The following is a 26483-nucleotide window of genomic DNA, read 5'->3' on the forward strand; positions in this document are numbered from 1 at the left end:
TAGTCACCTCGCCTCCGGGCCTCGCAAGAGCCTGGCCGCAGTCAGCTCGTCCACGGGTGGGACCAGGTGCTGCCAGCGGGCCAGAGACGCGGCGGAAGAGAGCCCGGCCGCCTGGGCGATCAGCTGGTGATCGATATGCGCGCGCATCAGCTCAACGATCCACGTCGCCCGCAGCCGGCCGACCGACACTGTGGGCAGCTCCTGCGGAGGCCGGTGGATCAGGGACCAGGAGCCGATCAGGTTCTTCGCGTACTCGACGGTCCGCTTCGGCCGGAACAGGTAGCCGCCGCCCGCCGTTTCTGCCAGCTCCCCCAGAACCGTGTCCCAGGCAGCCCTGGCCACCAGCGGGACCAGCCGCTCGACGCCCCGGTGCAGCAGCGGTCCGCCCCGGCTCGGACGGCACAGATCGAGACCTCGGCTGGCCGCCACCTCCTTCGGCATCAGCCCCAGACCGGCACCCAGCCCCAGCAACGCGAGCGCGTCGGTCCTCTGCTGACGGGGCAGACGAGTGGCCCAGTGCCGCAGCCCCGCCAACTCGGCCGCGCAGTAAGGCTGATGCGGGCTTGCGTCCGCGTGCATCCGTGCCGGGGGCGCTTCCCCGCGCTCACTCCAGGCGAGGGCATCACGGACGCGCAGAAGCCACGTCCGGTACGTCCGTACCGACGATCCCTCGATCTCCCCCACCCGCGAGAGCACGAACGCGTCGATCACCTCATTGCGCAACCATGCGTCCGCGGATCGTTCGAGGCCTGCCGCCTCGGCCCACAACGCTAGCCTGCCGACCACATGCAGCACCCGCTCCACGTCATAGGGAACGGCCGTCACAGCTGCGGCAACGACCGACCGCACCAGCGGAGCGACCTCGGCCCAGGCAGGTGGAGCCTTCCTGGGCCGATAGCGAGTGATCTTCACGGACGTAGCGGGATCAAGGACCACGGTCCATACATACCGGCTGGACAAGCAGCCATTCCACAGCTGATCAACTTCAACGGACAGGATGGTGCGCGCATGGTCGGCGGACGCGCCCGCGCACGCTCCCCCCGGGAGCTGACCGACGATCCGAAAGCCTGGCCCGAGCAGCCGAGCGCCGACGTGGCCGCCGAAGCGGTCCGCCTCATCGCACGCACTCTCGCCCTGGTCCTGAACGACCAGGGCCTGAGCCTGCGCGCGACCGCCGTCGGCTCTGGAGTGAACAGGCAGGCCATTGCCGACCTCGTTGCGGGACGGTCCTGGCCGGACGTGGCCACCGTTGCCCGCCTCGCCCACTTCACCGGCACCACCCTGTGGCCGGCCAGCACCAACATCGATCGAAAGAGAACGCATTGAGCCTCGATCCACGCCCAAAGACGCCTAACAGCGACCGGGCATGACGAAGTTCGTGGCTCCGCGCATCGAGAGGAGACTGCCTCAACTACCCTCGAAAACGCGGGAGCCACCTGTCAGACGGCGCTCACGCACCCGGCACCGCCGAGTCGACGGGTAATCCCTCGGCGGTGCCAACCTCTCCTGCCGCGCGCTCGCGGCCCCGGTTCACTCCCGAGGATCCTCCTGCCGCGGTTTACCGGCGTCGACAGGAGAGATCGTGAACCAGGCAGTTGGACCTTCAGCCACGCGGCCCTCCTTCGCCAGACGCTTCAGCCGGGACCTGGTCGTCTCCACCCGCCGCCCCTTCGACATGGCCGAGACGTCCTCGCCGATCGCCGCAGCGATGTCCTGCACCTTCATCGCCCGACCCGCTCCCGCCAGCAGCACCAACATCCGCTCTCGCGCCACTTCCCACTCCAACGGGCCGACCGAGGCCGGCCCACCGGCAGGTACTTCCGCATCGGCAGGTTGGGGATCAGGGGCAAGGTCATTCGGCATCGGCTCGACTGCGCGCCTCTCCGGAGCCTGCTGCGTGGCGTCATCCTGGTTGACGCAGTCCTCGCCGCCCAGGGACAGCAGCGTCTCGCGCGTGATCGTCAGGTGAGCCAGCCGCTCCTCGGCCACCGCGACCTTCTCGCGCAGCGCGGCCAACTCGCCACGAACAACCGTCTCTTCCTGATCCAGACGCTCGAACAGTGGCGTCATCCCGGCCCCGCCTTCGCTTGCCGATCCCCGAGCTCGATGGCACTCCGAGCCCCAGCCAAACGTAGGGGCGGCCATAGCAAGATCGCAGAAGGTGACCGCAGATGCCCCCAATCGACCGCCCGCGATCGCCTTGAGCCCGCAGCGAACCGCAGATAGACAACTCCCGCCCACCACAGCCGGCCTCATGCTCGGTCAAAGGCTCCGCCACGGGCACGACCTGCCTCCGCCCTGGTGCTTGCGGGCAGAATGCTTTCCGTACGCCGGGTGGGGGTGCGCCTGGGTCTTCGTGGCGGTGGAAGGGGCAAGGGGATGGGCTGGGGCGGAGGGCGGGTCTTACGCGACCGCAATGTGGTGTTCTACCTGAGCGGTGTGGTGGTCTCGGGCTTCGGTAGCTCTGCTATGGCCCTGGCAGCCGGTGTGTGGACCAAGTCGCTCACCGGGTCGGACAGTCTGGCTGCCCTGACGACCTTCTGCGTATGGGCGCCCATTCTGTTCGGCCCGCTGATCGGCACACTGGCTGACCGGGCGCGCCGGCGTCCATTGCTGATCTGGACCAATCTCGGCATGGCCGCGGTACTGCTGCCGCTTCTCGCCGTACGTTCCAGCGACCAGATCTGGATTCTGTTTGCTGTACTGATCGTGTACGGCACCAGCTCGGTACTGCTGGATGCGGCGGAGGCCGCACTGGTAACGACCGCTGTACCGGAAACACTACGCGGCGACTTCAACGGCCTTCGGATGACGGCGAACGAGGGCATGAAACTCGTCGCCCCGCTTCTGGGCGCGCTTCTATTCGTCCAGTTCGGCGGCACAGCAGTGGCCCTGCTGGACGCGGTCACCTTCGTGCTTGCCGCGATAGCTTTCGCCCTCATACGCGTGTCAGAACCCGCGCCCCGCCCGGCTCAAGCCCAACGATGGAGCGCCCAGGCCGCCGAGGGAATCCGCTATCTGCGACACCACCCGGTTCTGTGGCGGCTGGTGCTGGCCGGGGCCGCAACTATGGGCGTGGCCGGGCTGAACGGAGCGTCGGTCTATGCGGTGGTCGATGCTGGTCTTCACCGTCCGCCCGCCTTCGCCGGGGTCCTCTACGCCGTGCAGGGCATCGGCTCGGTAGCCATCGGGCTGTTCGCCGGTGCTCTGCTTCGGCGGATGCCCGAACGAGTCTTCGCCGCAGCCGGCATCATGCTTTTCGCGCTGGGCGTCGCCCTGCGCGTCATCCCCTCGGTGCCAGTTGTCCTGCTTGCCAGCGCGATGATCGGCGCGGGGCCGCCCTGCGTGCTGATCGCAGCTCTGACGGCCGTCCAGCGCGAGTCCCCGGACACTCTCCTGGGCAGAGTGGCGGCCACCGCCAACACCCTCCTCTACGCCCCCAACGCCGTTGCCCTGGCTGCCGGAGCGGGTCTGCTTGTGCTCGTGGACTACCGCGTCCTGCTACTCGTTGCCGGGGCCGCAGCGGCCACCGCCGCGGTCGGCTGCCTCCTTGGTAGCCGCGGGCGGACACAGGTAGCAGCCCCCGCCCTGGGAGAATCAGATCGCGTCGAGGACCGGGACACCGATGACGTCACCAGCTAATGGAGGTCGACAGCTTTCTCAGCGAGGCTGTTGGCTGGGAAACGATCTCTGACGATCTGGGAAGTGATCTTCAGGCTGCTTCTCCGCTACTGGTCAGACCCACTCGTGAACACCCCACCGCAGCTCAGAGCCCCTACCGGGGAAAGTCGGTAGGGGCTCTTTGGTGTCCTGGAGTAGCGAAGTGCGACTGCCTTCGATCTTGTGTGGTCATGGCCTGGCGGCGCTTCTTGCGCATGCCCGCGGCGATTTGGCAGCGTCGAAGTAGCTGCATGTCGGTGCGACGGCAGTGCCTACGGGGATGGGTCGGCGCCGTCTTCACGTCGGTGGAAAGCGCGCGGTTGTGGTGGCGGCCGGGGTGCCGAAGGTCGCCGGTCGGCTGACCGCCGAGGCAGCGGGACCAGCGCTGCGAGCGGACCGGACCTGGTGGTTCATACCCACTAGGGTGCGGTCGAGGGCGCGGGGCCGGGCAGCCTGAGAAAACCTGCGCGGGGTGCACCGACAGGGGGACAGCGGATCCGCTGCGCTGCCAGAGTTCCCGGTGCTTCAGGGCGGGTCGACGAGTGTGATCTGCTGATCGCTGTGGCTGGCGGCCTGAACCTGCTGGAGCTGAAGGGCCACCCGGAAAGGGTGGTGAAGCACGGCCCGGCAGTTGTCGAGGTCCCGTGGGCGGCGCTCGGTGGACCGTGGGTGCCTGCGCGGTGCTCGCCGTGATCTCGTCGGTCGTGGCGGCCGGCCTCTCCCTGCGCCGCAGGGCCGTGGAGCCGGCGGGCGTACAGGAGTGACCGGCGGGCCCCGGAGCCGCCTCCGCGCGGGCGGGGCCTCTCCGCCGGTGTGACCACCCGGTAACCTGGGACGTCCTCGCTCACCCGCCCTTTTGGTGACCGCTGTTGACGGCCGCTCAGGTCAGGTGCGGGGTTGCCTGTTAGTGGTTCCGTATGGAGGGCGCACTGTGACAGCCGGTATACCCAGTTCCCGCATCGACACCAGCAAGCCGCACCCGGCACGGGTCTACGACTGGCTGCTCGGAGGGAAGGACAACTACCCGGTCGATCAGGAGGTCGCGGAGAAGCTGCCCGCCGAGGCGCGGGCCAATGCGGCGCGGAACCGGGCGTTCATGCACCGGGCCTCCGCCTGGCTCGCCGGGCAGGGGGTCGATCAGTTCCTGGACATCGGTACCGGTATCCCCACTGCGCCGAACCTCCATCAGATCGTCCAGGACGTCACCCCGCGGGCCAGGATCGTCTATGCCGACAACGACCCCGTCGTGTTGCGGCATGCGGAAGCGCTGCTGGTGAGCCGTCCCGAGGGCGCGACCGAATACATCCACGCGGATGTGCGGGAGCCCGAGGCGATCCTCGAACAGGCGGCGCGGTCGCTGGACTTCGGGAGGCCCGTCGCGCTGTCCCTCATCGCCCTGATGCACTTCCTGCCGGACGATCAGGATCCGTACGGCATCACCCGCACGCTGGTCGGGGCGCTGCCTTCGGGGAGCTACCTGGTGTTGTCGCACGGAACCGCCGATCAGCACCCGGAGCTCAAACAGGAGACGGAATCCGCGTACAGGGAGGGCGCCATCGCGCTGCGCATGCGTACGCGTGAGGAGGTCGAGCCCTTCTTCGAGGGGCTGGAGCTCGTGGAGCCGGGGCTGGTCACGGCGCCGGAGTGGTACCGGGACGAGTTCGCACCGGTGTACGAGCGGAGCGGGTTCTACGTCGGGGTGGCGCGGGTCCCCTGAGAACGGCCGAGAGTCCGCAGCCACCCCGTGCCGGCGCGGGTCACGGAGCAGGCACGAGCTGCTCGTACACCGTCACTCGCCGGCCGCGGACCTGTGCGTCGGAGACCGGAGTGAAGTACTCGTTCAGCACCTCGATCTTCGTCCGGTCCCGCTCTCCCCTTGTCGGCCTCGCCACTCGCGTCGCGTCCGTGACCAGGACGATCCGTCGCTGGGCGAGCATCGCCGTCCGGACCCGTGCGGAGCTCGCCTCCACGCCCTTCAGCGTCCCGGACTCCTCGGGCGTCTCCGCCAGGGCGATGTCCAGCAGGCCGGTGAAGGCGTCGGGGGATACCAGCTTGGTGTCCCGTCGTGGCGGGGGTATGAACAGCACCCCGTCTCCGTCCTGCTTCAGCTGCCGTATCTGTGCGGCAGCCGCGAGGACGTCGTCCACCCGGCTCGCCTGGGACCTCTTAACCAGCGACTGCGGCAACAGCGCGACCGTCGCGACGGCGACCGCCGCGGGGAGGACCCACGTCGACGCTTTCGGTAACCGCTGGGCGACCCCTCGCACCGCCGTGCCGATGACCACACCGATCAGTAGCGCCGGACCGAGCAGGCCGAAGAGTATGTACCGGTCCACGTACAGCGGCTTGAACAGGGAGAGTCCGATCAGGCCGATCTGCGGAACTGCCAGCAGGGGCAGCCCGACGGCCGCCACCGACAGCCGCCCTGCCCGGGGCCGGTCCAGCAGGCCCCCGAGCCCGCCGATCGCCGGCAGCACCGCCGGGCCGATCAGCATGTGAAGAGGATCAGGGGCAGGGTACCCGTCGTCGCGCCCGCCGCAGCCGTCGCCCAGCGTGTCCGGACCCCGCGCGCGGCTCGTGTCCACAGCCCAGTCGCCGTGCAATGGGGGAGGTTCGGCCGAGGTGTGGGCCTTGCCATTCCGGAACTCGTCTCCCCGGCCGGAGCGCTGGCGAATTCGTGTCGGTAACCTGTCGAAGTATCTCGGCGCCCGAAAGCGTGGCGGTGTCGGCCGAGCTCCGTAAGGCCGCTGCAGGATACGAGTCCGTCGGCCGGGGCCTCTTGGAGTGCCGTCTAACGAGAGGGCAGCTCCAGCGGCTTGGCCATGCAGATGCTGCTGTCGTACATGCGGTAGTGGCCGAACTTCGCGCAGGGCCTGTAGCCGTTCGACGTGTACAGCGCGATCGCCTCGGGCTGCTTGTCGCCCGTCTCCAGGACCATGCGGGTGCGTCCGGCCGCACGGGCGTCGGCCTCCAGGGCGGCGAGGATGCGGCGTGCGAGGCCACGGCCGCGGCCTTCGGCGATCACGAACATCCGCTTGATCTCGGCGTCGCCGTCGGAGTAGCCCTCGGCGTTCCGGTCCTGGCTTCGCCAGCCGCCGGTGGCCAGGGGGCGGTCCTGCTCGTCGTAGGCGAGCAGGTACAGCCCGCGAGGCGGATCGAACATGGTGGCGTCGAGCGGTGTGACGTCACCCTCGTCGCCGTAGCGCTCGGCGTATTCGAGCTGCACCAGGTCGTTGAGTTTCACGGCGTCAGGGTGGTCGAAAGGCCGGGGCTGGATATTCATGCGAGTTATGGTACATGTATGCGCAACGTGTTCGTAGGTACTGTACCGGGATGCTGACTGTTACCACCGTGAACGTGAACGGGCTCCGTGCCGCCGCGAAGAAGGGCTTCGTCGAGTGGCTGGGTCGGACCGAGGCCGATGTGATCTGCCTCCAGGAAGTCCGCGCCGAAGCGCAGCAGCTCCCCGAAGAGGTGCGTGAGCCCGAGGGCTGGCACGTCGTGTACGCCCCGGCCGCGGCCAAGGGGCGGGCGGGGGTCGCCGTCTACACGCGGCACGCGCCGGAGCGCGTCCAGATCGGGTTCGGCGGGTTCGGCGTACCGGGGGGCGAGGAATTCGACACCGCCGGCCGCTACGCCGAGGTGGACCTCCCGGGTGTGACGGTCGCCAGTCTGTACCTGCCCTCCGGTGAGGTCGGTACGGAGAGGCAGGAGGAGAAGGAGCGCTTCATGGCGGCCTTCCTCCCGTATCTCCGGGGGCTGAAGGAGCGGGCGGCGGCGGAGGGGCGCGAGGTGGTCGTGTGCGGTGACTGGAACATCGCCCACCGTGAGGCGGACCTCAAGAACTGGAAGTCCAACAAGAAGAACTCCGGCTTCCTCCCCGAGGAGCGGGAGTGGCTGACCCGGGTGTTCGACGAGGCGGCGTACGTGGACGTGGTCCGCGCTCTGCACCCGGACGAGGAGGGGCCGTACTCCTGGTGGTCCTACCGCGGCCGGGCCTTCGACAACGACGCCGGCTGGCGCATCGACTATCAGGTGGCGACCCCCGGCCTCGCCGGCCGTGCCGTGAAGGCATGGGTGGAGCGCGCCGCCACGCACGGTGAGCGGTGGAGCGACCACGCGCCGGTGACGGTCACCTACGAACGCTAGTGCCGCTCCGCGGAAGTTCGCGGAGGGCGGGTCTTCGTCGTGCCGTGGTCGGAGCTGGATCTCGCTCGGTGAGGTGCCGGGGCGACCGCGTACCGATCGGGAGCCCCGTCTCCGCCTCGGCAGTCACAGGTACGGACATGGCGGGCGTGCCCGCCACATTGAACGCCGCGCTGAAAGGCGAGAGGTCAAAGAGGCGGCGAAGCCAGCCAAGGCCGTCCAGTGCCTCCACACCCTCCGCATGAGTGCCCAAGGGCGAGGAAAGCTCCGGCGCGGTCGGGGTGAGCGGTAGGTCGTGAGTGTCGAAGTAGCGCGCCAGGCTTCGGGCGATCCGGTTGCGGATCTCGAGAGCGGTGGCGAACTGGGCGCCACTGACCTGCTGCCCGTAGCTTGCCGCCGCCGCAGAGTCATACGTCCAGGCCGGTGTCCTCCTCTCGCTTGAGTTCGCGGACGAGTGCGAGTGGGCCACCCGGGACGACGGTGACGGCCGGATCGACGTCGGGCTCGAGCGTGCTGGAGACCACGTACTGGCGCAGGTGTGCGTACGGGCTGGGGAACCCGTGGTCGAAGCCAGGCCGATAGGCACCGAGGCCCATGACGACGGTGTCGAAGCGACGTCGACGCCAACGTCGCCTACCACGAGGCCTCCGGCCTCCCAGGTGACGCCATGGCCGTCAAGTTGCTCATCCTGGCTCTGAACTGGCTGATCGTCGAGCAGCTCACCCTGCCGGACGTCTTCACGGACGTGGAGCGGGAACAGCTGGTGACGGCGGCGGTCGAGCGCATCGTGGCGGCGGAGCAGGCGGCCGGGCCCCAGGGGTGAGGCTGCGGGCCCGTTCCGGACGGAGGGCTCTAGTCGTCCTCGCGCAACCGCCGGCCCAGGGCCATGGAGAGCTCGGCGTCCACCACCGCCTGGGCGAGCGAGCGCAGTTGCTCCGGCTCGGTGCGCGCGGTGTGGGTGCGCAGGACGCGTACGAAGAGGTCGGCGAGGGCGTCGGCATGCTCGCGGACCTGGCGGCCCGAGGCGAGTACGGCATCGAGCGGGACCCCGGCCCGCACCAGCTCGGACGACGCCTCCAGCAGGCGGCGGCTGATGTGGACGATCTCGTCGCCGTCGACGCCGAGATAGCCCAGCTCCATGGCCGCGGCGAGGTTCTCCGCCGTGGCCTGGTCCTGGAAGTAGTCGGCGAGCTGCTCCGGGGTGAGCCGGACCGGGGTCTCCGCGGTCGGTTCGCCCAGGCCCAGCACCTCGGCGACATCGCGGCCGCTGTCGAAGGTGCTGGCGAGGTCGGCGATGCCGTTGAGGGTGTGGCCCCGCTCCAGCAGGCCGGTGATGGTGCGCAGCCGGGCCAGGTGGTGGTCGTCGTACCAGGCGATGCGGCCCTCGCGGCGGGGTGGCTGGATCAGGCCGCGCTCCCGGTAGAAGCGCAGGGTGCGCACGGTGATACCGGCCTCCACGGCCAGCTCCTCCATGCGGTATTCACGGTGCTCGCGTCCGTCAGCCACACCCGCACCCTATGTTGTACCGCCGGTAACTTTCCTTGCTCCGCCCCCTACCCATCGGTACGGAGCTGCTCTACTCTCCCAACAATGCCAGTGATTGCTGGCAGAGTCGTGGCACGTACCGCGGGGAGGCGGCAGCATGGCCCAGCACGAGCACGTACGAGTGGCGGTGATCGGATCCGGATTCGGGGGCCTCGGGGCCGCTGTCCGGCTCCGCCGCGAAGGCATCACCGACTTCCTGGTCCTCGAACGGGCCGGCGCCGTCGGCGGAACCTGGCGGGACAACAGCTACCCGGGCTGCGCCTGCGACGTACCGTCCCACCTGTACTCGTTCTCTTTCGCGCCCAACCCCGACTGGCCGCGCACCTTCTCGGGACAGCAGCACATCCGCGCCTACCTGGAGCACGTCGCCGACACCTTCGGTCTGCGCCCGCACATCAGGCTGAACCACGAAGTCTCGGTCATGCGCTGGGACAACGACGAGCTGCACTGGGTGATCGAGACGGCGAACGGCGCCACTCTCACCGCCGACGCGGTCGTCTCCGCCACCGGACCGCTGTCCGACCCCAAGCTGCCGGACATCCCGGGGCTCGCCGAATTCCCCGGCAAGGTCTTCCACTCCGCCCGGTGGGACCACGGCTACGACCTGAACGGCAAGCGCGTCGCGGTGATCGGCACCGGCGCCTCCGCGATCCAGGTCGTCCCGGAGATCCAGCCCAGGGCCGGCCGTCTCACCCTCTTCCAGCGCACCCCGCCGTGGGTGATGCCCCGCATGGACCGCGCCATCAGCGGGGCCGAGAAGTGGCTGCACCGCAGGCTGCCGTTCACGGCCACCGCGCGGCGCGGACTCCTGTGGAGCATCCGGGAGTTGCAGGTGGGCGCTTTCACCAAGCACCCCAACCAGCTCGGGCTCGTGGAGTCCATAGCCAAGTCGAACATGGCGCGGGCGATCAAGGACCCGGCGCTGCGGGCCAAGCTGACTCCCTCGTACCGCATCGGCTGCAAGCGCATCCTGCTCTCCAACGCCTATTACCCGGCGCTCGCGCAGCCGAATGTGGACGTGGTCGCCTCCGGGCTGTCCGAGGTTCGGGGGTCCACCCTGGTCGGGGCGGACGGTACGGAGACCGAGGCCGACGTGATCATCCTCGGCACCGGCTTCCACGTGACGGACATGCCGATCGCCACCCGGGTCGTCGGCGCGGACGGCATCACCCTCGCCGAGTCCTGGAAGGACGAGACGCAGGCGCTGCGGGGTGCGACGGCGGCCGGATTCCCCAACTGGATGACGATCATCGGCCCCAACACGGGGCTCGGTAACTCCTCCATGATCCTGATGATCGAGTCCCAGCTGAACTACATGGCCGACTTCATGCGCCAGCTGGACGTCCTGGGCGGGCGCGCCGCACTCGACGCGAGGCCCGCCGCCGTCGGCGACTGGAACCGGCGGGTCCAGGACCGCATGCAGCGGACCGTCTGGAACACCGGCGGCTGCACCAGCTGGTACCTCGACGCCAACGGGCGCAACACCACGGTCTGGCCGGGCACGACGGCTGAGTTCCGGCGGGCCACCCGCTCGGTCGACCTGGGCGAGTACGACGTCATCCGTCCCCCCGTCACCCACTCCGCGGCGCAGGCCGTGACCGAGGAGGCCGCACGATGAGCCGACCGACGCAGACGGCCCACACCCCGCCGGTGCCCGTACGCGAACTGAGCGTCGTCTCCGCCGACGGCGCGCGCGTCCACGTCGAACTGCACGGCCCCGAGGACGCCCCCGCGGTGGTCCTGGCGCACGGATGGACCTGCAACACCCGCTTCTGGGACGCCCAGGTGCGTGACCTCGCGGTGGACCACCGGGTCGTCGTCTACGACCAGCGGGGTCACGGCCGTTCACCCGAGGCCGGCCCCGGCGGATACAGCACCCGGGCACTGGCCGACGACCTGGAGGCGGTGCTGAAGGCCACGCTCGCGCCGGGGCAGAAGGCCGTGCTCGGCGGACACTCCATGGGCGGGATGACGCTGATGGCGGCGGCAGGCCGCGACGCTCTGCGGGAGCACGGGGCGGCCGTGCTGCTGTGCAGCACCGGCAGCTCGCGACTGACGGCCGAGTCGCTGGTGCTGCCGCTTCGGGCAGGAGCCCTCCGCACCCGGATGACGGCGGCGGTCCTCGGGGCGCGCGCGCCACTCGGGCCGGTCACGGCCATTTCCAAGAAAATCCTCAAATACGCGACGATGGGCCGTGGCTCGGCCCCGGACAGGGTCGACGCCTGTGCCAGGATCGTGCACGCGTGTCCTCGCGGGGCGCGCGTCGCCTGGGGGCACGTACTCGCGGAGCTCGACCTCGAGGCACGTCTGCGGGAGCTGCGTCTGCCGGCCGCGGTGATCGCGGGCGCGGAGGACCGGCTGACGCCGCCCGTGCACGCGCGGGCCATCGAGGCGGCGCTGCCGCAGAGCCTCGGGCTCACCGAGCTGGCGGGCATGGGCCACATGACGCCGGTCGAGGCACCCGAGGCGGTCACGGCGAAGCTGCGCGAGCTGGTGGCCTCGTACGTCACTGTGGAAGGTGCGGGCAGCGCGGTGGACGCCGTGCGGGAGGAGGAGGTCGCATGAGCGGCAGGCGGAGTCTGGCAGGACAGGTCGTCGTCGTCACGGGCGCGGCGCGCGGGGTGGGCGAGCTGCTGGCGCGCAAGCTGTCGGCGCGGGGTGCCACGGTGGCGCTGGTCGGCCTGGAGCCGGACGAGCTGAAGAAGGTCTCGGAGCGTCTGCACTCGGAGAGCGACCACTGGTACGCGGACGTCACCGACCACGAGGCGATGGGCCGGGTCGCCGAGGAGGTCAAGGCACGCTTCGGCAAGATCGACGTCGTCGTCGCGAACGCAGGCGTCGCCACCGGTGGCCCGCTCGTGGACTCCGACCCGGAGGCGTGGCGGCGGGTCATCGAAGTGAACCTGATAGGCGGCGCGGTGACGGCGCGGGCGTTCCTGCCGGTGCTGATGGAGAGCCGAGGCTACTTCCTTCAGATAGCGTCGCTGGCGGCGATCACACCGGCGCCGATGATGAGCGCCTACTGCGCGTCCAAGTCGGGCGTGGAGGCGTTCGCGCACTGCCTGCGCGGAGAGGTCAGCCACCGCGGCGTGAAGGTCGGGGTCGGCTATCTGTCCTGGACCGATACGGACATGGTGCGCGGGGCCGACCAGGACGACGTCATGCGGGAGTTGCGGCAGCGGCTGCCGTGGCCGGCGAACCGCACGTACCCGCTGGGCCCGGCGGTCGACCGGATCGTGGCCGGGATCGAACGGCGTTCCCCCCATGTGTACGCCCAGCGGTGGCTGCGTGGGATGCAGTCGATCCGGGGGTATCTCCCGGCGGTCATAGGGGCCGTCGGGCAGCGCGAGATGAAGCGCTTCGGGTCGCGGCTGGACGGTGTCAGCAAGGGGCTCGTGGGGGCCGGCGGGCAGGCGGACAGAGAGGCGCGAGCCCCGCGCGGATGATCGAAATGCGGCGAATGTCCGGGTGTGTAAGTCTGAGCGAGGTCCCACCGGGGCCACCCCCCACGCACCCACATTGGAGTGAACGGCATGGGCATCGCAGACCAGTTCAAGGACAAGGCGCAGGAGCTTGCCGATCAGGCCGAGCAGAAGAAGGCGGGCGGCAAGCGGGACGAGGCGCGTGAGCGTTCCGCCGGCCGTCCGGACCGCGACCCGGACCAGGCGTCGGACCGTCGGCCCGGCGCGCGGGACCGCGCGCCGGGCGTGACGGACGAGGCGCGTGAGCGCTTCGAGCGCTGACGTGCGGTGCGGCTGAGCGTCTGCGGTCGGAAGGGGCGTCCCCGGGTTCCGGGTACGCCCCTTCTTGTGCGGGTGCGAAGTGCGGGGTGCGTGTGCGCGGTGCGGGTCTTCGGGGCTCCGCCCCGGATCCCGCTCCTCGATCGCCGGAGAGGCTTGATCCGGCTGGACCGGGATTCATGTGGCGGACGGGTTCGATGTGGTCAGGGCCGTTTACCTCGGGGGGAGTGGGGGCCGCCGTAGGTTCGGGGCCGTTTCGTATGTGGGGGGTGTGGTCGCCGGGTGGGCGGCCAGGAGGTCCAGGGCCACCCTCACCGCGTCGTCCAGCACCGCGTGGCGGCCCTCCGCCCAGTCCAGCGGGGTGCGCAGCGCCTCCAGGTCGGGTTCGACCCCGTGGTTCTCGACGGACCAGCCGTACGTGTCGAACCAGGCCGCGTTCATCGGCACCGTGATCACCGTGCCGTCACCGAGCCGGTGCCGCCCGGTCATGCCGACCACGCCCCCCCAGGTGCGCTGGCCCACCACCGGCCCCAGCTTCAGCAGCCTGAACGCCGCCGTGATCATGTCCCCGTCGGAGGACGTCGCCTCGTCGGCGAGGGCGACGACCGGCCCCCGGGGTGCGTTGGACGCGTAACTGACCGCCTGGGCGTTGCGGGTCAGGTCCCAGCCGAGGATCGTGCGGGTGAGCTTCTCGACGACCAGCTCGCTGATGTGGCCGCCCGCGTTGCCCCGTACGTCCACGATCAGTGCCGGGCGCGACACCTCGAGCCGCAGGTCCCGGTTGAACTGGGCCCATCCGGATCCCCCCATGTCGGGGATGTGCAGATATCCGCACTTGCCATGACTCAACTCCCGTACGACTTCCCGGCGTTTGGCCACCCAGTCCTGGTAGCGCAGTGGCCGTTCGTCGATCAGGGGGGCGATGGCGATACGCCGGGACCGGGCCCCGCACTCGCCCACGGCCGGGCGGAACGTGAGCTCCACCGTGGTGCCGCCCGCCGCCGTCAGCAGCGGGTACGGCCCCGCGACCGGGTCGACTGGCCGGCCGTCGACATGAGTGAGGACGGCCCCCTCCCGGATCCCCGTACCGGCGAGCGGCGAACGGGCCTTGGAGTCGGAGGAGTCGCCCGGCAGGATGCGCCGCACCATCCAGTCGCCGTCCCGGCACACGAGGTTGGCGCCCAGCATCCCGATCGCACGCTGGTAGTGCGGAGGGCCCTCGTTGCGGCGGGCGGGCGAGACGTACGCGTGGGAGGTGCCCAGCTCACCGAGCACCTCGCGCAGCAGATCGGCGAACTCGTCCGGGGAAGCGATCCGTTCGACCAGCGGGCGGTACTGCTCCAGTACGCCGTTCCAGTCGATCCCGCACATGTCCGGTTCCCAGAAGTAGGACCGGATGATGCGCCCCGCCTCCCCGTACGCCTGGCGCCATTCGGCCGCCGGGTCGACGTCGTGCAGGATGCGGCGCAGGTCGAGGAAGACCGTCGTGTCGTTGTCGCCGGGCTCGTTGGACGGTACGGCGCGCAGTTCGCCGTCGTCCATGACGACCAGCCGGGTCGCGTCCCCGCTCACCGCGAACCAGTCGAGGTGGCCGACCAGTTCGGTCCTGCGGGCCTTGGTGATGTTGAAGTGCTCCAGTGTGGGCCGGCCCGACATGTCCGCCGGGTTGGCGAACGTCTCGCCCAGCGCGCCGGAGATCGGCCAGCGCAGCCAGACGAGGCCGCCGCCGCTGACCGGATGGAGCGCCGAGTACTTCGACGCGGAGACCGGGAACGGGGTCACCCTGTTCTCCAGACCCTCGAACTCCACCATGACCGTCGGCCCCTCGACCGTGCCTTCGGGGATGTCCACCGGGTCCAGGCCGCCCGCCGCGGGCCTGCCGTCCGGGAGCAGGGCGAAGGGGGAGGGAGTGGCCGAGGTGAGGGGGACCAGATACGGGCGGCAGCCCAGGGGGAAGGAGAGGTCGCCGGTGTGGACGTCGTACACGGGGTCGAACCCGCGCCAGGAGAGGAAGGCGAGATAGCGGCCGTCGCCCGTGAAGACGGGGTTCTCGTCCTCGAAACGGCCGTTGGTGACATCGACTATCACCGGGGCGTCGGGGCCGGTGATCCGGGCCAGCTTGATCTGCCGCAGCGCCCGGCCGACGCCGGGGTGGGACCAGGTCAGCCAGTGGCCGTCCGGGGAGAACGCCATATCGCCGACCGGGCCGTTCACGGAGCGGATGAGCTCGTGGACGCCGCCGTCGTCGGTATCCGGCCCGGCGAGGACACCCAGCGGGGCGACGGTCCTCGGCGGGGCGACGGCCTCGGCCGCCCCGGAGGGCTCCGGCGGGACGGCGGATTCCGCCCCTGCCGCCTCCGGGGAGTCCCCGTCCAGGCCCAGGGGCTCCTGTTCCTCCGCCGCGTCCAGGAGCAGCAGACGGCCGTCGTTCGACGCGATGGCCAGCCGCTCGCCCTCCGGGTCGGAGACGATCTCGTGGACCCTGCCCAGCTGCCCGGCGGCCAGCCGGCGGGGCGGGCGGTCGCCGCTGGCCCGGGGGAGGGAGGCGATCTCGATCGCGTCGTCGCCCTCCGCGTCGGTGACATAGGCGACCTGGCCGCTGCTGCCGAGCATCACCGGCAGCCGGACCCGCACCCCCGGGGTGCCGGCGATCGTACGGGCGGGGCCGTCACGGTGGGTGAGCCAGTACAGGCTGCCGCGCACGGAGACGGCGCTCGCGCGGCCCGTCTCGTCGACGGCCAGCGAGTCGACATGGCTGGACGCCGGTACCTGGTACGTACGCCGGCCCGTCCGGGGCCCCCCGAGCCGCACCTCCAGCTTCCGGGGCGTCGCGTCCGGCAGCTCCAGATCCTCGACCAGCCACAGATCGCCGCCGCACTGGTAGACCACTCTGCGGCCGTCGCTGGAGGCGTGCCGGGCGTAGAAGGCGTCGTGGTCCGTGTGCCGGCGGAGATCGGTGCCGTCCATCAGGCAGGAGTACAGATTGCCGACGCCCTCGTGGTCGGAGAGGAAGGCGATCCGGCGCCCCACGAACATCGGTGCGTCCAGATGCCCGCCGATGTCCGGCAGCAGTCGCTCTCCGTGCAGCCACAGCCGGCCGGTGGCCCCGCCCCGGTACCGCTTCCATGCGGCCGGCTCGTGCGGTGGCTTTCCGGTGAGCAGCAGGGTGCGGCGTTCACCGTCGATGTCGGCGACGGCGATGTCGGAGACGGGCCCCCAGGGGAGCTTGCCGCCGGGGCTGCCGTCGGTGGGGACGCTGTACGCCCAGGAGAAGTACGAGAACGGCTGGTTGTGCGAGGAGACGGCGAGGATCTGGGACGCGTCCCCGGGGTCGGGACTCCAGCCGCAGACCCGGGCGTCGGTGGAGCCCCAGTAGGTGAGTCTGCGGGCGGGGCCGCCGTCGACGGGGGCGAGGTGGATCTCTGGATCGAGCGTGCGCCAGGTCGTGTAGGCGATACGGCTGCCGTCGGGCGAGAAGCGCGGATGACCGACCCTGGTCCGGTCGACAGTCAGCCGCCACGCCCGGCCGGGCCGCTGCCCCGCCGGGGCGAGAGGGGAGACCCAGAGGTCGTCCTCCGCCGCGAAGCAGAGCAAGTCCTTGTGGAGGTGCGGGAAACGGAGATACGCGACGTCGTCACTCACCCTCCAATGCTTTCCGTGTGAAGGGCCCGCGGCAACTTGTGGTGCAGGACACAAACGAAACTGTCTCGTTTCGCTCAGCAGGGGACTCAAGGGTGCGCCGTTGCGGAGGTGCTGGCCGGTCTCCCTGCTCCCGGTCGTCGCGGCCTTCGGTCTCGCGAAGGACCACGAGGTCTTCCTGGTCAGCCGGATGCCTGAGGCGTACGTACACGGGGAGGCGCAAGCCCAGGCGATCGTCACCGGATTCCGGCACGGGGCCCGGGTGGTCACGGCAGCCGCGGTGATCATGACGGCCGTCACCTGTGGGGACCGGGGCCGGGGCGACAGAGCCCTCGGGCACGCGGCACGAGGGCTCTCTGCTCCGTTCAGGTGCTGCCGGCGGTGGCGGTGGCGGTGGCGGTGGCGGTGGTTGCCGGCGGGCGCTTCGCCGTCCTCGCGAGAATCCGCGACAGGAAACGGATGAGGGGTGCGTTGTCGAACTGGAACACGGCGACTCCGTCCGTCGCGTGCAGTTCCAGGACCAGCTGGGCCCGGCCGCACGGCCATATCGATATGTTGCCGCGGGTGGCGGGGGAGCGCAGTCCGCGCTCCAGGAGGTCGAGGCCGAAGGCCCACTCGGCACCTCCGGGGAGCCGGACACGGACGGTCTGCGGCTTCTCCGGGTCGTAGCGCAGTTCGACGGGGACCGGACGGGGGTCGGGGCCGTCGGTGATGAGCCGGGCGCGGGCGTGTTCTTGGATCGCGAGGGACATGGCCGGCTCCTCCTGTGTGAAATCTCTCCCCCCAATGTCCCATATGCTCCCATTTAGGCATTTCGGGGCATGGGTTGGTTGGCATCTCTGCGCTCTTGCGAACTATGTGCAACAGGGCCCTATAGTGGAGCGTTTCCCGACCCCGCCAACAGCAACGCCCGAAGCGGAGCCATCCATGCATGTACCCGACGGTTTCATCGACGCACCTGTTTCCGCCGTCGCAGGTGTCGTCGCCGCCGGTGCGGTCGCCGTCGGTCTCCGCGGTGCCCGGCGTGAACTCGGGGGAGAGCGGACGGCCCCGCTTGCCGGGCTCGTCGCCGCGTTCATCTTCGCCGTGCAGATGCTCAACTTCCCGGTCGCGGCGGGCACCAGCGGCCACCTCCTGGGCGGGGCGCTGGCGGCGATCCTGGTCGGTCCGTACACAGGGCTGCTCTGCATAGCGGTCGTCCTGCTGATGCAGGGCATCCTCTTCGCCGACGGCGGTCTCACCGCGCTCGGCGTGAACATCACCGTGATGGGGATCGTCACCACCGTCGTCGCCTACGCGATCTTCCGAGGGCTGACCCGTGTGCTGCCCCGCACCCGCCGCTCGGCGACCGTCGCGGCCTTCGTGGCCGCCCTGGTCTCCGTACCGGCCGCCGCCGTCGCGTTCACCCTGATCTACGCGATCGGCGGCACCACCGACGTACCCATCGGCAAGGTCCTCACGGCGATGGCCGGCGTCCATGTCCTGATCGGCATCGGGGAGGCGGCCATCACCGCGCTGACCGTCGGCGCCGTGATCGCGGTGCGTCCCGACCTGGTGCACGGCGCCCGGTCACTCGCCGCCCCGCTCAAGCTCCGGGTCGACGGCGAACTCATCGACGCACCGGCCGCACCGGCCGCTTCGCCCGCCCCCGCCGCCCGCTCCACGCGCAAGGTCTGGGCCGCAGGCCTGGCCGCCACGCTCGTCCTCGCGGGCGTCGTCTCCTTCTACGCCTCCGCGAGCCCCGACGGCCTGGAGAAGGTCGCCGCCGACAAGGGCATCGACGAGAAGGTCCGGGAACACGGTGCGGCCGACTCCCCCCTCGCCGACTACGGCGTCAAGGACATCGGCAACGCCCGTGTCTCCGGAGGCCTCGCCGGAGTGATCGGCGTCGGCGTCACCGTCGCCGTCGGCAGCGGAGTGTTCTGGGCCGTACGCCGACGCCGTACGCCGGAGGAACCCGCTCCCCGCACCACCGGGTCCGTCTGATGGGCGCCGGCCACGCCCACAAGCTCTACCGGCACGGGCGCTCCCCCGTCCACGCCCTGCCCCCGCACTGCAAGCTCGCCGCCGTCCTCTGCTTCGTCGTGGTCGTCGTCTCCACCCCGCGCGAGGCCGTCTGGGCCTTCGCGCTGTACGCGGTGCTGCTCGCCGCCGTCGCCGCGGTGGCCGGGATCTCCGCGGGGTTCCTGCTGAAGCGGCTGGCCATCGAGGTGCCGTTCGTCGCGTTCGCGCTGCTCATGCCCTTCGTCGTGCCCGGCGAACAGACCGAGCTGCTCGGCATCTCCGTCAGCGTCCCCGGCCTCTGGGGCGCCTGGAACGTACTCGCGAAAGGCACCCTCGGCGTCGCCGCCTCGGTGATCCTGGCGACGACCACCGAGCTGCGCTCCCTGCTGCTCGGGCTCCAGCGGCTCAGACTGCCCCCGATGCTCGTCCAGATCGCGTCCTTCATGATCCGCTACGGCGATGTCATCACCGACGAGCTGCGCCGGATGTCGATCGCCCGCCGCTCCCGCGGGTTCGAGGCCGGCGGCGTACGGCACTGGGGCGCCCTCGCCAAGACGGCCGGGGCCCTCTTCATCCGGTCCTACGAACGCGGCGAACGTGTCCACCTCGCGATGGTCAGCCGCGGCTACACCGGCACCCTGCCGGTGATCGACGACGTGACCGCCTCCCGCACCCAGTGGGCGCACGCCGCGGTACTCCCCGTGCTCGCCCTCGTCGTCTGTCTGCTGGGATGGACCGTATGAGCCTGCCCACCGCCCCCGCGCCGTCTCTCGAGGTCAGCGGCCTCGCTTACGCCTACCCCGACGGCCACCAAGCCCTCTTCGGCGTCGACCTGACCGTCGCCCGGGGCGAACGCGTGGCGCTCCTCGGCCCCAACGGCGCGGGCAAGACCACTCTCGTCCTCCACCTCAACGGCATCCTCGACGCGGGGGCGGGCAGCGTCCGGGTCGCCGGGCTGCCCGTCGAGAAACGCCACCTCGCCGAGATCCGCCGCCGGGTCGGCATCGTCTTCCAGGACCCCGACGACCAGCTCTTCATGCCGACCGTCCGCGAGGACGTCGCCTTCGGTCCTGCGGCGGCCGGAATGCGCGGCCCCGAGCTGGAGGAGCGGGTCATGGACGCGCTCAAGCGGGTCGGTATGGAGGAGTACGCGGCGCGGCCCCCGCACCATCTCTCCTTCGGTCAGCGCCGCCGGGTCGCCGTCGCCACCGTCCTCGCCATGGAGCCGGAGATCCTCGTCCTGGACGAGCCCTCCTCCAACCTGGACCCCGCCTCCCGCCGTGAACTCGCCGACATCCTGCGCTCCCTGGACGTCACGGTGCTGATGGTCACCCACGACCTGCCGTACGCCCTCGAACTGTGCCCGCGAGCCGTCATCCTCAGCGACGGGGTGATCGCCGCCGACGACCGTACACAGGACCTGCTGTGCGACGGCGTGCTCATGCGCAGGCACCGGCTGGAGCTGCCCTTCGGCTTCGACCCGCGTTCCGTGTCCGTACCGCGTGCGTGAACAGAAGGTGACCCGGCACCCGTTCCCCCTGCCGCGCGATGCACCATGGGGGGATGAGCGGGAGCGCGGGAGCAGGCGTGGATGTACGGGGCACGGTGACACCGGGATTCGAGGCGGTACGGGACGCTTTCGTCCGTAACTTCGAACAGCGCGGGGAGCGGGGAGCGGCCGTGGCCCTCTACCACCACGGCCGGAAGGTCGTGGACCTGTGGGCCGGTACGCGCGATGTCGACGGCACCGAACCCTGGGCCGTGGACACCGTGCAGACCGTCCGCTCGGCCGGAAAGGGCATCGCCGCCGCCGTACCGCTGCTGCTGCACCAGCGCGGGCAGGTGGACCTGGACGCCCCCGTCGGCACGTACTGGCCGGAGTTCAAGGCGAACGGCAAGGAACGCGTCCTCGTACGCCACCTCCTCGCCCATCGCGCCGGGCTGGCCGCCCTCGACGCGACGCTGACGCCCGAGGAGGCCGCCGACGGGGTGTCGGGGCCGCAGGCCGTCGCCGCCCAACGGCCCCAGTGGGACCCAGGAACCGACCACGGGTACCACGCTCAGACCTACAGCTGGCTCGTCGGCGAACTGGTGCGCAGGGTCACCGGGCGGACCATCGGCCGCTGGATCGCCGAGGAGATCGCCCGGCCGCTCGGCCTGGACTTCTGGTTCGGGCTGCCGGACGACGAGGCGCACCGGATCGGACGGATCGGCCCCGTCGAACCCCCGGCGGCGGAGAACAGCGGCGCCCTGCGCATGCGCCCCAAGCGCTCCGTCATCGATGCCTACAACGACCCGGCCTCCCTCACCCGCCGCGCCTTCGGGGCGATCGACCCCTTCCCCGACGAGAACGCCCCGGCCTACCGCGCGGCGGAACTCCCCGCGTCCAACGGCGTCGCCACCGCGCGTGGGCTGGCCCGCTGCTACGCCGCGATGATCGGCGAGGTCGACGGCCATCGCCTGTTCGCGCCCGCCACCCTCACCCTGGCCCGCACCGAGGAGTCCGCGGGCCCGGACCGGGTGCTGGTCGTCAGCACCCGTTTCGGCCTCGGCTACATGCTGCACGGTCCGTCCGCGCCGCTCCTCGGCGCCGGGTCGTTCGGGCACCCCGGCCGCGGGGGTTCGCTGGGCTTCGCCGACCCCGAATCGGGCATCGCACTCGGCTATGTGACGAACGGTCTGCAGAAGGGAGTCACCGCCGATCCCCGTGCCCAGGCCCTGGTCCGGGCAGTACGTTCGGCGCTATGACTCCTCCTCGCCTCCACGGGTGGGCCACGCTCCTCACCGGCGCGGGCCAGGGCGTCGGGGCGGCCACCGCTCGCCGGCTCGGCCGGGCCGCTCGCCGAGCGGATGGTGGACTGGACGGCCGCCGAGGGAATCGTCACGCGCGAGACGAGCACGGACGGCGTGTCCAGCCCGTCCGTCGACCACGGATAGGTGCCCGGGCCCAACTGGTCGCGGGCGGTGGCGGAGGACTCGCGGAGCGCGGCGACCGGAGCGCACCAGCGGGGGTCAAGCGGTCCGCTCACGTACGTCCACCACGGACCCGCCGGCGTGCGAGATCAGGCTCTCCGGGTCGAGCGGGAAGACCGTGTGCGGGGTGCCCGCTGCCGCCCAGACCACTGTGTGGCCGAGCAGCCTCCGGTCCGCCAGCACCCGGGTCCTCGTACGGTGTCCGAAGGGCGGTACGCCGCCGATCGCGTATCCGGTGGTCTCCCGGACCACGTCGGCTCCCGCACGCTTGACCTTGTCGGCGCCGAGTTCGGCCCGCACGCGCTCCACGTCCACCCGGGACGAACCGTCCATCAGGACCAGGACCGGCACGCCGTCCGCCTCGAAGATCAGGGACTTGACGATCTGGCTGAGTTCGCACCCGACCGCCGCGGCGGCCTCGACCGCCGTGCGGACGGCGTCGGGGAACCGGGTTACGCCGACGTCGAGGCCCAGTTCGCGGAGGGCCTCGGCGAACCGGGGATGGGCGTCGGACGAGGTCGTGGCGGAGGTGGTGTCGCGAGTGCTCATACCCCGCACGCTACTGAACGGTCGGGTGTGGACCACAGCGTTTTCAGGGTGTCGGAGGCGTGATCCGCCTCCGACGCCGCGATCCCCTACGAACCCGCGCGCAGCACCGCCGCCACCACCGGGCCCGCCGCGTCGCCGCCGTGGCCGCCGGACTGGACGACCGCCGCCGCCGCGAGGTCGTCGCTGAAGCCGGTGAACCAGCTGTTGGACGTGGCCTGTCCGTCGACCTCGGCCGAGCCCGTCTTGGCGCCCTTGTCTCCGCCGACCGAGGTCATGGCCGCCTTGCCGGTGCCCCAGGAGGCGGTGGCCCGCATCATGTCGTTCAGCTGCCGGGTGACGTTCTGCGACAGCGAGCGCGAGGCGGTGGCGAGCTGCCGGTCGTCCAGGGACTGCGGGACGATGACCGGCTGACGGAACGTTCCGGTGCGGGCGGTCGCCGTGATGGACGCGATGTTCAGCGCGTTCATCTGGACGGTGCCCTGGCCTATGTACTGGGCCGCAGCCTCGCCGCCGGCCTCCTCGGGCACCTTGCCGTCGACGGAGGTGATGCCGGTCTTCCAGTCGAGGCCGATCCCGAAGACGTCGCGGGCCTCCTTGGCGAGCGCGGCGTCGTCGTCCACCTCGTCGATCTTCTTGATGAAGGCCGTGTTGCAGGAGCGGGCGAAGCTGGTGGTGAAGCTGCTGGAGCCGGGAAGCTCGAAGTGGTCCAGGTTGTGGAACGTGCGCCCTTGGTAGAGGACTTCCTTGGGGCACTCCGCCGGGCCGTTCGCCGTGACCAGGCCCTTCTCCAGGAGCATCGCGGCGGTCATGATCTTCAGTGTGGAGCCGGGCGCCTGTACGCCCTGCATCGCCGCGTTGAAGCCGGTCGCCGGGTTGTTGGCGACGGCGCGGATGGAACCCGTGGACGGCTGCACGGCGACCACCGACGCACCACTGAACTGCTTGACCGCCGTCTCGGCCGCCGCCTGGGCATCCGCGTCGAGCGTGGTCTGCAGCTTGCCGGGCTTGCCCTTGGCGAGCGTCAGCAGCGTGGTGTCCGGAAGCTGCTCGTCCGCGGGCTCGATCCAGGTCTCGATGCCCGGGGAGCCGCCGGTGCTGTCGCCGTACTTCTCGCGCAGGCTGTCCAGGATCGGCCCGAGCGACGGGTAGGTCTCCTTGTCGAGCACCTTGCCGTTGTGGTCGACGGCCTCGATCGCCGCCGCCGAGGATTCGCCGGTCTTCAGCGCCGTTCCCTCGGTCAGCTGCGGGTGGATCACCGTGGGCTGCCAGTCGACAAGGGCCTTGCCGGTCGTCAGGCCGCGCACCACGGTCAGCTCGGAGGAATACGACCAGGGCTTGGTCTTCCCCTCGTAGGACACCGTCGCCTTCACCGTGTACGGCACCTTCGCGCCGACGGCGGTACCCGGCGTGATCACCGCCTTCGTGACGTGGGCCTCGTCCGCGTAACCGGTCAGCAGGGGCTCGGCGACGGTCTCGTTGTTCGTGAGCAGGGCGGCTGCCGACGCGTCGCCGGACGCCCACGCCGCGAGGAATGCCTTGGCGGTCTCCTGGATCTCCTCTTCGCCAGGCGGTCCGGTCTTCACCTCGTCGGACGCCGAGGCGGTCTCGGTGGCCCCGGCCTCGTCCCCGTCGAGCAGCACTTCGTAGGCGCCGTAACCGAGTCCTCCGGCCACGAGCACGAACACTCCGCCGATCACGGCGACCTTCGCTCCACTGCGCATCTGTGCAGTCCCCCTCCCCAGGAGTTCCCTTGAACGCGTTCAAGAGAGTTTTCCTCTGGCACCTTACGGGACACCGGTGAACCCTGAGGCGGTTGTTACCGGACCGCGATGCACGGTGAGAGGGCGCTTCCCGCCATGCGTCCGCTCTCGGCTTGATCTCAACTCGACTTGAGGTCCTACGTTGCTCGTACCGGCCAACGTCCGTAGGGAGCACCGCACATGACGACACACCTTTCCGACGCCGAACTCGCCGCGCAGCCGGCCGCCTACTGGACCGGAGTGGCCTACGAGGCCCTCATCGCGTTCACCCGTGCCCGGCAGGCCGAACTGGGCTTCACCCAGCCTCAGCTCTGGCTGCTGCGCAACCTGTCGAAGGACGACCTCTCGCCCGACGGCGACGGGATGACCGTCCCCGAACTGCGGCGGGCGATGAGCTCCTACCTCAGGCCCGAGGACGACCTGAAGACCGAGTCGGAGGCCCTGCTGGAGCGCGGCTGGCTCACCCGCGACGACGAGGGGCGGCTGTGGATCACCGAGGCGGGAGAAGAGGCCCGTGTCGGCCTCCAGCAGCACACCCCGGCAATCCGCGCCCGCATCCACCAGGACGTCGAGGACGCCGACTACGTCACCGTCCTGAAGGTGCTCCAGCAGATGATCCGGAACACCGGGGGCCCCACGACGTAGTCGTACGTCGCTACACCCAGGTGTCCAGCCACATCCGGTCGCGCCAGGAGTCGTCCGGGATGGACGTGCCCGTGTAGATCGGCCAGAAGTAGATGAAGTTCCAGACGATCAGCAGCACCAGGACACCCGCCGCGATCGCGCCCAGCGTGCGTCTGCGCTCGCCCATGGGGTCCGCGGTGTCCATACCGAGGCGGTGCTTGGTGCCCGTGCCGGCCGCCGGGCCCAGCAGGGCGCCGATCATCATCGTGACCGCCAGGCACAGGAAGGGAACGAACACGACCGCGTAGAAGAGGAAGATCGTCCGCTCCTGGTAGAAGAACCAGGGCACCCAGCCCGCCGCCACCCCGCACGCGATCGCACCCGCCCGCCAGTCGCGGCGGAAGGCCCAGCGCCACAGCACGTACAGCAGCGCCCCGCACGCAGCCCACCAGAGCAGCGGGGTGCCGAGCGCCAGGACCTCACGGGCGCACTTGCCGGTCCCGGATTCGAGGCATCCCGTCTTCTCCTCGTAGAAGTACGAGACGGGGCGGCCCAGCACGATCCAGCTCCACGGGTTGGACTCGTAGGTGTGGCCGGAGGTCAGGCCGACGTGGAAGTCGTAGACCTGGTTCTCGTAGTGCCACAGGCTGCGCAGCCAGTCCGGGAGCCAGGTCCAGTTGCCGCCCTTGCCCTCGGTGGCCGCCCAGTCGCGGTAGTAGCCCTTGTCCGTGACGATCCAGCCGGTCCACGAGACGACGTAGGTGCCGATCGCGACCGGCACCGTGGAGACGAACGCGGGCAGCAGGTCCTTGAGGACCACCGCACGGTACGGCTGCACCGCGCCCGCCGTGCGCCTCGCGCCGACGTCCCAGAGCACCGCCATCACACCGAACGCGGCCAGGATGTAGAGCCCGTTCCACTTCGTCGCGAAGGCCAGGCCGAGCAGCAGACCGGCCGCGATCCGCCACGGGCGCCACCCGGTGCGGAGGGTTTCGGCGATGCGGGCGTCCGGGCGCAGGAGCCCCTCCTCGTCGACCGGGAGCGCCGCGGCCAGCTTGCGGCGGGACCAGTCACGGTCGATGAGGAAGCAGCCGAAGGCCGCGAGCACGAAGAACATCAGCACCAGGTCGAGCAGTGCGGTGCGGCTCATCACGAAGTGCAGCCCGTCCACGGCCAGCAACGTGCCCGCGAGGCAGCCCAGGAACGTGGAGCGGAACAGCCGGCGGCCGATCCGGCACAGCATCAGGACCGAGATCGTGCCGAGCAGCGCCACCATGAAGCGCCAGCCGAAAGGGGTGAAGCCGAAGATCTGCTCGCCGACGCCGATGATCCACTTGCCGACCGGCGGATGCACGACGTAGCCGGGCTCGACCGGGATGTCCACCGAGGACGGGTCGTTGAGGATCAGCTTGTCGACGTCCTTGGGCCAGGAACCCTCGTAGCCCTGGTTGATCAGGGCCCAGGCGTCCTTGGCGTAGTACGTCTCGTCGAATATCACCGCCTTCGGGCTGCCCAGGTTCCAGAACCGCAGCACCCCGGCCACCAGGGCGACCAGGAGCGGCCCGCCCCACGCCGACCAGCGAACCAGGTGGTTCGCCAGGGTCGGCGGCACGGCGAGCACGTCCCAGAACTGGCGTCCGGGGCGGGTGTACGGGGGTTCCAGGCGCTCGCGCAGCCCGGTTTCCGGCCGTGGGGAATGGCCGAAGCGGCGCAGCCGCTGTTGCCAGGAAGGCGGCTGGTCGCCGGTGTGATCCCCGGCGTCGTGGCCCTGCTGGGCTTCGGGCGCAGTACTCGTCACCGCGCCATCGTAGGGAACGCATCTGTGCGAGTGGTGCCGCCCGTG

25 protein-coding genes and 2 pseudogenes are annotated in these 26483 nt (G+C 70.5%); 15 read left to right on the forward strand and 12 right to left on the reverse strand.

Annotated elements, in window-relative coordinates; all coding sequences use genetic code 11:
- Nucleotides 1-3: 3 nt before the first annotated feature.
- The gene (locus tag ACWD04_RS12190) at nucleotides 4-912 is read right to left on the reverse strand and encodes a hypothetical protein (RefSeq protein WP_451130838.1); all 909 of its coding nucleotides are present in this window, start codon (nucleotides 910-912) and stop codon (nucleotides 4-6) included.
- Between the two features lie 96 nt (nucleotides 913-1008).
- Between ACWD04_RS12190 and ACWD04_RS12195 the strand changes: the two genes are divergently transcribed.
- Nucleotides 1009-1326, forward strand: a complete 318-nt coding sequence (locus tag ACWD04_RS12195; protein ID WP_451130840.1) for a helix-turn-helix domain-containing protein — start codon at nucleotides 1009-1011, stop codon at nucleotides 1324-1326.
- Between the two features lie 204 nt (nucleotides 1327-1530).
- Here ACWD04_RS12195 and ACWD04_RS12200 read toward each other — a convergent pair whose 3' ends face one another.
- The gene (locus tag ACWD04_RS12200; protein WP_451130842.1) at nucleotides 1531-2070 is read right to left on the reverse strand and encodes a hypothetical protein; all 540 of its coding nucleotides are present in this window, start codon (nucleotides 2068-2070) and stop codon (nucleotides 1531-1533) included.
- Between the two features lie 309 nt (nucleotides 2071-2379).
- Here ACWD04_RS12200 and ACWD04_RS12205 point away from each other — a divergent pair, with 309 nt between their 5' ends.
- A complete protein-coding gene (locus tag ACWD04_RS12205; protein ID WP_451130844.1) occupies nucleotides 2380-3642 on the forward strand; it encodes an MFS transporter in 1263 nt (420 codons plus the stop codon).
- A 949-nt stretch (nucleotides 3643-4591) separates the two neighbouring features.
- Nucleotides 4592-5377: an SAM-dependent methyltransferase gene (locus tag ACWD04_RS12210; protein WP_451130846.1), complete on the forward strand. Its 786-nt coding sequence runs from the start codon at nucleotides 4592-4594 to the stop codon at nucleotides 5375-5377.
- A gap of 40 nt (nucleotides 5378-5417) precedes the next feature.
- Here the strand turns inward: ACWD04_RS12210 and ACWD04_RS12215 are convergent, their stop codons facing one another.
- Both ACWD04_RS12215 and ACWD04_RS12220 read right to left on the reverse strand, forming a co-directional pair.
- Entirely contained in the window at nucleotides 5418-6155 is a 738-nt protein-coding gene (locus tag ACWD04_RS12215) for a hypothetical protein (RefSeq protein ID WP_451130848.1), read from the reverse strand.
- Between the two features lie 296 nt (nucleotides 6156-6451).
- A complete protein-coding gene (locus tag ACWD04_RS12220) occupies nucleotides 6452-6943 on the reverse strand; it encodes a GNAT family N-acetyltransferase (protein ID WP_451130850.1) in 492 nt (163 codons plus the stop codon).
- A gap of 50 nt (nucleotides 6944-6993) precedes the next feature.
- Between ACWD04_RS12220 and ACWD04_RS12225 the strand changes: the two genes are divergently transcribed.
- On the forward strand, nucleotides 6994-7809 hold the full coding sequence (locus tag ACWD04_RS12225) for an exodeoxyribonuclease III (protein WP_451130852.1): 816 nt from the start codon (nucleotides 6994-6996) through the stop codon (nucleotides 7807-7809).
- A 91-nt stretch (nucleotides 7810-7900) separates the two neighbouring features.
- On the opposite strand, the pseudogene ACWD04_RS12230 reads toward ACWD04_RS12225, so the two are convergent.
- Both ACWD04_RS12230 and ACWD04_RS12235 read right to left on the reverse strand, forming a co-directional pair.
- A pseudogene (locus ACWD04_RS12230) lies at nucleotides 7901-8206 on the reverse strand (amidase family protein); the annotation flags it as partial.
- Nucleotides 8207-8213: 7 nt separating this feature from the next.
- Nucleotides 8214-8402: a hypothetical protein gene (locus tag ACWD04_RS12235; protein ID WP_451130854.1), complete on the reverse strand. Its 189-nt coding sequence runs from the start codon at nucleotides 8400-8402 to the stop codon at nucleotides 8214-8216.
- Nucleotides 8403-8407: 5 nt separating this feature from the next.
- On the opposite strand from ACWD04_RS12235, the pseudogene ACWD04_RS12240 reads away from it, so the two are divergent.
- A pseudogene (locus tag ACWD04_RS12240) lies at nucleotides 8408-8629 on the forward strand (TetR/AcrR family transcriptional regulator); the annotation flags it as partial.
- A gap of 29 nt (nucleotides 8630-8658) precedes the next feature.
- Here the strand turns inward: ACWD04_RS12240 and ACWD04_RS12245 are convergent.
- The gene (locus ACWD04_RS12245; protein ID WP_451131126.1) at nucleotides 8659-9279 is read right to left on the reverse strand and encodes a MerR family transcriptional regulator; all 621 of its coding nucleotides are present in this window, start codon (nucleotides 9277-9279) and stop codon (nucleotides 8659-8661) included.
- A gap of 169 nt (nucleotides 9280-9448) precedes the next feature.
- Between ACWD04_RS12245 and ACWD04_RS12250 the strand changes: the two genes are divergently transcribed.
- From ACWD04_RS12250 to ACWD04_RS12265, 4 genes are all read left to right on the forward strand, one after another.
- Complete coding sequence (locus ACWD04_RS12250; protein ID WP_451130856.1) at nucleotides 9449-10969, forward strand: flavin-containing monooxygenase; 1521 nt, start codon at nucleotides 9449-9451, stop codon at nucleotides 10967-10969.
- Entirely contained in the window at nucleotides 10966-11916 is a 951-nt protein-coding gene (locus ACWD04_RS12255; protein WP_451130858.1) for an alpha/beta fold hydrolase, read from the forward strand. The genes ACWD04_RS12250 and ACWD04_RS12255 overlap by 4 nt, the downstream gene beginning before the upstream one ends.
- Nucleotides 11913-12797 (forward strand): SDR family oxidoreductase, encoded by an 885-nt coding sequence (locus tag ACWD04_RS12260; protein ID WP_451130860.1) that lies wholly within the window; start codon nucleotides 11913-11915, stop codon nucleotides 12795-12797. Before ACWD04_RS12255 ends, ACWD04_RS12260 begins: the two co-directional genes overlap by 4 nt.
- 87 nt (nucleotides 12798-12884) lie before the next feature.
- On the forward strand, nucleotides 12885-13094 hold the full coding sequence (locus ACWD04_RS12265; protein ID WP_451130862.1) for a hypothetical protein: 210 nt from the start codon (nucleotides 12885-12887) through the stop codon (nucleotides 13092-13094).
- A gap of 210 nt (nucleotides 13095-13304) precedes the next feature.
- Here the strand turns inward: ACWD04_RS12265 and ACWD04_RS12270 are convergent, their stop codons facing one another.
- Nucleotides 13305-16733, reverse strand: a complete 3429-nt coding sequence (locus ACWD04_RS12270; protein ID WP_451130864.1) for a S41 family peptidase — start codon at nucleotides 16731-16733, stop codon at nucleotides 13305-13307.
- Nucleotides 16734-16833: 100 nt separating this feature from the next.
- Between ACWD04_RS12270 and ACWD04_RS12275 the strand changes: the two genes are divergently transcribed.
- Nucleotides 16834-17193: an MMPL family transporter gene (locus ACWD04_RS12275; RefSeq protein WP_451130866.1), complete on the forward strand. Its 360-nt coding sequence runs from the start codon at nucleotides 16834-16836 to the stop codon at nucleotides 17191-17193.
- On the opposite strand, the gene ACWD04_RS12280 is transcribed toward ACWD04_RS12275, so the two are convergent.
- The gene (locus tag ACWD04_RS12280; RefSeq protein WP_451130868.1) at nucleotides 17096-17482 is read right to left on the reverse strand and encodes an SsgA family sporulation/cell division regulator; all 387 of its coding nucleotides are present in this window, start codon (nucleotides 17480-17482) and stop codon (nucleotides 17096-17098) included. The genes ACWD04_RS12275 and ACWD04_RS12280 overlap by 98 nt on opposite strands.
- Nucleotides 17483-17657: 175 nt before the next feature.
- Here ACWD04_RS12280 and ACWD04_RS12285 point away from each other — a divergent pair, with 175 nt between their 5' ends.
- The 4 genes from ACWD04_RS12285 to ACWD04_RS12300 all read left to right on the forward strand — a co-directional run bounded on the left by ACWD04_RS12285 (nucleotide 17658) and on the right by ACWD04_RS12300 (nucleotide 21482).
- The gene (locus ACWD04_RS12285; RefSeq protein WP_451130870.1) at nucleotides 17658-18716 is read left to right on the forward strand and encodes an energy-coupling factor ABC transporter permease; all 1059 of its coding nucleotides are present in this window, start codon (nucleotides 17658-17660) and stop codon (nucleotides 18714-18716) included.
- The gene (gene cbiQ, locus ACWD04_RS12290) at nucleotides 18716-19477 is read left to right on the forward strand and encodes a cobalt ECF transporter T component CbiQ (protein ID WP_451130872.1); all 762 of its coding nucleotides are present in this window, start codon (nucleotides 18716-18718) and stop codon (nucleotides 19475-19477) included. The genes ACWD04_RS12285 and cbiQ overlap by 1 nt, the downstream gene beginning before the upstream one ends.
- Complete coding sequence (locus tag ACWD04_RS12295) at nucleotides 19474-20244, forward strand: energy-coupling factor ABC transporter ATP-binding protein (RefSeq protein ID WP_451130874.1); 771 nt, start codon at nucleotides 19474-19476, stop codon at nucleotides 20242-20244. Before cbiQ ends, ACWD04_RS12295 begins: the two co-directional genes overlap by 4 nt.
- Nucleotides 20245-20321: 77 nt before the next feature.
- Nucleotides 20322-21482, forward strand: a complete 1161-nt coding sequence (locus ACWD04_RS12300) for a serine hydrolase domain-containing protein (RefSeq protein ID WP_451131128.1) — start codon at nucleotides 20322-20324, stop codon at nucleotides 21480-21482.
- A 264-nt stretch (nucleotides 21483-21746) separates the two neighbouring features.
- On the opposite strand, the gene ACWD04_RS12305 is transcribed toward ACWD04_RS12300, so the two are convergent.
- Both ACWD04_RS12305 and ACWD04_RS12310 read right to left on the reverse strand, forming a co-directional pair.
- A complete protein-coding gene (locus ACWD04_RS12305) occupies nucleotides 21747-22256 on the reverse strand; it encodes a YbaK/EbsC family protein (protein ID WP_451130876.1) in 510 nt (169 codons plus the stop codon).
- 86 nt (nucleotides 22257-22342) lie between these two features.
- Nucleotides 22343-23977, reverse strand: coding sequence for a penicillin-binding transpeptidase domain-containing protein (locus tag ACWD04_RS12310; RefSeq protein ID WP_451130878.1), 1635 nt, complete (start codon nucleotides 23975-23977; stop codon nucleotides 22343-22345).
- Nucleotides 23978-24196: 219 nt separating this feature from the next.
- Here ACWD04_RS12310 and ACWD04_RS12315 point away from each other — a divergent pair, with 219 nt between their 5' ends.
- Complete coding sequence (locus ACWD04_RS12315; protein ID WP_451130880.1) at nucleotides 24197-24661, forward strand: MarR family transcriptional regulator; 465 nt, start codon at nucleotides 24197-24199, stop codon at nucleotides 24659-24661.
- Between the two features lie 10 nt (nucleotides 24662-24671).
- Here the strand turns inward: ACWD04_RS12315 and ACWD04_RS12320 are convergent, their stop codons facing one another.
- The gene (locus ACWD04_RS12320) at nucleotides 24672-26438 is read right to left on the reverse strand and encodes a dolichyl-phosphate-mannose--protein mannosyltransferase (RefSeq protein WP_451130882.1); all 1767 of its coding nucleotides are present in this window, start codon (nucleotides 26436-26438) and stop codon (nucleotides 24672-24674) included.
- Nucleotides 26439-26483 lie beyond the last annotated feature (45 nt).

It is taken from the genome of Streptomyces sp. NPDC002911 (assembly GCF_053591835.1).

Coding starts and splice junctions, on each gene's coding strand:
- ACWD04_RS12195 (WP_451130840.1), top strand. CDS start 1,009: ATGGTCGGCGGACGCGCCCGCGCACGCTCCCCCCGGGAGCTGACCGAC.
- ACWD04_RS12200 (WP_451130842.1), bottom strand. CDS start 2,070: ATGACGCCACTGTTCGAGCGTCTGGATCAGGAAGAGACGGTTGTTCGT.
- ACWD04_RS12205 (WP_451130844.1), top strand. CDS start 2,380: ATGGGCTGGGGCGGAGGGCGGGTCTTACGCGACCGCAATGTGGTGTTC.
- ACWD04_RS12215 (WP_451130848.1), bottom strand. CDS start 6,155: ATGCTGATCGGCCCGGCGGTGCTGCCGGCGATCGGCGGGCTCGGGGGC.
- ACWD04_RS12220 (WP_451130850.1), bottom strand. CDS start 6,943: ATGAATATCCAGCCCCGGCCTTTCGACCACCCTGACGCCGTGAAACTC.
- ACWD04_RS12225 (WP_451130852.1), top strand. CDS start 6,994: ATGCTGACTGTTACCACCGTGAACGTGAACGGGCTCCGTGCCGCCGCG.
- ACWD04_RS12235 (WP_451130854.1), bottom strand. CDS start 8,402: ATGGGCCTCGGTGCCTATCGGCCTGGCTTCGACCACGGGTTCCCCAGC.
- ACWD04_RS12245 (WP_451131126.1), bottom strand. CDS start 9,279: ATGGAGGAGCTGGCCGTGGAGGCCGGTATCACCGTGCGCACCCTGCGC.
- ACWD04_RS12250 (WP_451130856.1), top strand. CDS start 9,449: ATGGCCCAGCACGAGCACGTACGAGTGGCGGTGATCGGATCCGGATTC.
- ACWD04_RS12255 (WP_451130858.1), top strand. CDS start 10,966: ATGAGCCGACCGACGCAGACGGCCCACACCCCGCCGGTGCCCGTACGC.
- ACWD04_RS12260 (WP_451130860.1), top strand. CDS start 11,913: ATGAGCGGCAGGCGGAGTCTGGCAGGACAGGTCGTCGTCGTCACGGGC.
- ACWD04_RS12265 (WP_451130862.1), top strand. CDS start 12,885: ATGGGCATCGCAGACCAGTTCAAGGACAAGGCGCAGGAGCTTGCCGAT.
- ACWD04_RS12280 (WP_451130868.1), bottom strand. CDS start 17,482: ATGTCCCTCGCGATCCAAGAACACGCCCGCGCCCGGCTCATCACCGAC.
- ACWD04_RS12285 (WP_451130870.1), top strand. CDS start 17,658: ATGCATGTACCCGACGGTTTCATCGACGCACCTGTTTCCGCCGTCGCA.
- cbiQ (WP_451130872.1), top strand. CDS start 18,716: ATGGGCGCCGGCCACGCCCACAAGCTCTACCGGCACGGGCGCTCCCCC.
- ACWD04_RS12295 (WP_451130874.1), top strand. CDS start 19,474: ATGAGCCTGCCCACCGCCCCCGCGCCGTCTCTCGAGGTCAGCGGCCTC.
- ACWD04_RS12305 (WP_451130876.1), bottom strand. CDS start 22,256: ATGAGCACTCGCGACACCACCTCCGCCACGACCTCGTCCGACGCCCAT.
- ACWD04_RS12310 (WP_451130878.1), bottom strand. CDS start 23,977: ATGCGCAGTGGAGCGAAGGTCGCCGTGATCGGCGGAGTGTTCGTGCTC.
- ACWD04_RS12315 (WP_451130880.1), top strand. CDS start 24,197: ATGACGACACACCTTTCCGACGCCGAACTCGCCGCGCAGCCGGCCGCC.